The organism is Streptomyces rectiviolaceus (assembly GCF_039533825.1).
Classification (GTDB): Bacteria; Actinomycetota; Actinomycetes; order Streptomycetales; family Streptomycetaceae; genus Streptomyces; species Streptomyces rectiviolaceus.
Genome location: NZ_BAAAUG010000107.1, coordinates 7,597 through 10,920, shown reverse-complemented (window position 1 = coordinate 10,920; position 3,324 = coordinate 7,597). Strand labels below are relative to the sequence as shown.

The 3,324-nt window shown below is 68.5% G+C and carries 2 protein-coding genes and 1 pseudogene; all 3 read left to right on the top strand.

Annotation, left to right across the window (positions count from 1 at the left end):
• Window positions 1-345: 345 nt before the first annotated feature.
• Complete coding sequence (locus ABD378_RS27770; protein ID WP_344524974.1) at window positions 346-1,545, top strand: L,D-transpeptidase; 1,200 nt, start codon at window positions 346-348, stop codon at window positions 1,543-1,545.
• Between the two features lie 157 nt (window positions 1,546-1,702).
• Window positions 1,703-2,947: a L,D-transpeptidase gene (locus ABD378_RS27765; RefSeq protein WP_344524972.1), complete on the top strand. Its 1,245-nt coding sequence runs from the start codon at window positions 1,703-1,705 to the stop codon at window positions 2,945-2,947.
• Between the two features lie 59 nt (window positions 2,948-3,006).
• Window positions 3,007-3,324: pseudogene (locus ABD378_RS27760) on the top strand (enoyl-CoA hydratase/isomerase family protein); the annotation flags it as partial.

Here is a 3,324-nt window from a genome sequence, read left to right as displayed (position 1 = left end):
CGCGCGCCTCCGTCTGCGTCTGCGTCGACGGACCGTTCACGGCGGCGGCCCTACCGTTCGCGGCGGCCGCGCCCGTCCCGCGCCGCCCACCCCGGAGTGCTTCCTGTTCGGCTGCGCTGGACACCCATCCGCCTCCTGCGGCTCGACCCCTGCCGCGTCCCGGCGGCGGGGGCGTACCAGACCGGACGGCACGCTTGGACCCGATGGCCCGTGCCGTCCTCCCCACTGTTCTGCCCAGCGTGTGCGTCGCACTCACGTTTCCCCAGGAGGGGGACGGTCGTTGGGACGGACGTGAGACAGGTAGCGAGGCGCGCTCGGCGCGCAGGGGCCGCGCTGGCCGCCGTAGTGACATGGGCAGGACTGCTTGCCGGAGCCGCGGGATGCACCGGTGACGGCGGTGGCATCGACCGGCTGATGGGCAAGCCCCGGTCGCCCGCCGACGCGATCCGGGTGACACCCGACGACGGCAGCAAGGGAGTCAAGGGCGACGAACCGCTCCAGGTCGAGGTCCCCGACGGACGCCTCGAATCGGTGAAGGTCGTCCGGGTGCAGGACGCGCAGGAGGCTCCGGTGCCAGGCCGCATCGACGAGGACGGCACGACCTGGAAGCCACTGGACGAAGGCGGCCTTGCGCTGGCCGCGAAGTACTCGGTGGACGCCGTCGCCCTCGACGGCCACGGCCGCCGCTCGGCCCGGCACACGACGTTCACGACCCAGGTCCCCGACGAGCGGTTCATCGCCTACGTCTCGCCGGAGAACCGCTCCACCGTCGGCACCGGCATGATCATCTCCCTGGAGTTCAACCAGGAGATCGAGAACCGCGAGGCCGTCCAGCGCGCCATCCACGTCACCGCGGACCCGGAAGTCGACGTACGGCCGCACTGGTTCGGCAAGACCCGCGTGGACTTCCGCCCCGAGAAGTACTGGAAGCCCGGCACGAAGGTCACCGTCGGCCTGCGCCTGCGCGACGTCGAGGCCGCCCCCGGCATCTACGGCCTCCAGGACAAGAGCTTCTCGTTCACGGTCGGCCGCAGCCAGACCTCCCTGGTCGACGCCGCCGAGCACACCATGGAGGTACGCCGCGACGGCGAGGTCCTCTCCACGGTCCCGATCACCGCGGGCGCCCCCAAGACCACGACGTACAACGGGAAAATGGTGGTCACGGAGATGCTGGAGGTGACCCGGATGAACAGCCGCACCGTCGGCTTCGGCGGGGAGTACAACATCCCCGACGTCCCGCACGCGATGCGCCTGACGACGTCAGGCACCTTCCTGCACGGCAACTACTGGTCGCCGGACGCCCCCGGCAACACGAATGTCAGCCACGGCTGTGTGGGCCTGCGCGATGTGAAGGGCGGCAGCTCACGGACCCCGGCGGGGTGGTTCTTCGACCGCACTCTGATCGGCGATGTGGTGGAAGTTGTCAACAGCGATGACAAGAAAGTCGCTCCTGACAACGGCCTCGGTGGCTGGAACATGGGGTGGAAGGACTGGACGGCGCCGCCCGGCTCGAAGCCGGAGGCCAAGCCCGAGGGCCGGAACTGAGGCAGGGCCCGCACCACGTGCGCAGTTGGGACTGAACAGTGACATTGGCGGGGAGTCATCGGTCAGAGCCGTGTGGTTATCTAGCGCAGGCGCGTGTCTGTGCGCGCCGAGGCACTGGGGTGCGGGCCTGACCAGGCCGTGCGAGGGGAGACACATCTTGAACGGGCGACCGATATCGGGGACGTCGGTTGGTGCGCGGGGGCGCGCACGGCGACGGGGGACCAAGGGTCTCTTTGCGGTGGCATCGGGTGTGACGCTGCTGTTGGTCACGGCATGCGGCGGAAGCGGCGGCTCGGACTCGGGCGGCGACGGCAAGGGCAAGGCGGCCGACAAGAACGCGCCGTCGACGGCCGTGGTGACGATAGCGCCGAAGGACGGCGCCGACTCGGTGGCCACCAGCGGCGCACTGAAGATAGCCGCCGACAAGGGCAAGTTGGCCAAGGTCGAGGTCGAGGACAGCAAGGGCAATCCGGTCCCGGGCAAGATCACCTCGGGCGGCGCCACATGGACGCCGGCGCATCACCTCGCCGCCTCCACGAAGTACAAGGTCCACGCGATAGCCAAGGACTCCGAGGGACGTGAGTCCGCCAAGGACACGTCGTTCACGACGCTGACCCCGAAGAACACCTTCATCGGGCAGTTCACGCCGGAGGACGGCTCGAAGGTCGGCGTCGGAATGCCGTTCTCGGTCCACTTCTCGCGCGGCATCACCGAGCCGGAGGCCGTCGAGAAGGCCATCGAGGTCAAGACCGAGCCGTCCGTGCCGGTCGAGCCGCACTGGTTCGGCAACGACCGCATCGACTTCCGCCCGGAGAAGTACTGGAAGGCGGGCACGAAGGTCACGGTCAAGCTCAACCTCGACGGTGTCGAGGGCAGGCCCGGGGTCTACGGCGAGCAGGCCAAGACCCTGAAGTTCACGATCGGCCGCAGCCAGGTCTCCACCGTCGACGCCAAGACCAAGCACATGAAGGTCGTCCGGGACGGCAAGCAGATCAAGAAGATCCCGATCACCGCGGGCGCCCCCGGCACGACGACGTACAACGGCCAGATGGTCATCAGCGAGAAGCTCCAGGTCACGCGCATGAACGGCGAGACCGTCGGCTTCGGCGGCGAGTACGACATCAAGGACGTCCCGCACGCGATGCGGCTTTCCACATCGGGCACGTTCATCCACGGCAACTACTGGTCGGGCGGCGCCTTCGGCAACACGAACGCCAGCCACGGCTGCATAGGCCTGAGCGACGTGCGCGGCGGCTACAGCAAGAAGACGCCCGCCGGATGGTTCTTCGAGAACTCCCTCATCGGGGACCTCGTGGTCGTGAAGAACTCGGCGGACAAGACGATCCAGCCCGAGAACGGCTACAACGGCTGGAACATGTCCTGGGAGAAGTGGAAGGCCTGACCGGTCGGAAAGCCTGACCGATCGGCACACTCGTGCGGGGCACGGCTAACGTGCCCCGCATGACATCTGTGCATCTCGAAGTCGCCGAAGGCGTCGGCACGATCCGCCTCGACCGCCCCCCGATGAACGCGCTCGACATCGCCCTGCAGGACCGGCTCAAAGAGCTGGCCGAAGAGGCGACCCGGCGCGACGACGTACGCGCCGTGATCATCTACGGCGGCGAGAAGGTGTTCGCGGCGGGCGCGGACATCAAGGAGATGCAGGACATGGACCACGCGGCGATGGTCGTGCGCTCCCGTGCCCTGCAGGAATCCTTCACCGCCGTCGCCCGCATCCCCAAGCCCGTCGTCGCCGCCGTCACGGGCTACGCGCTCGGC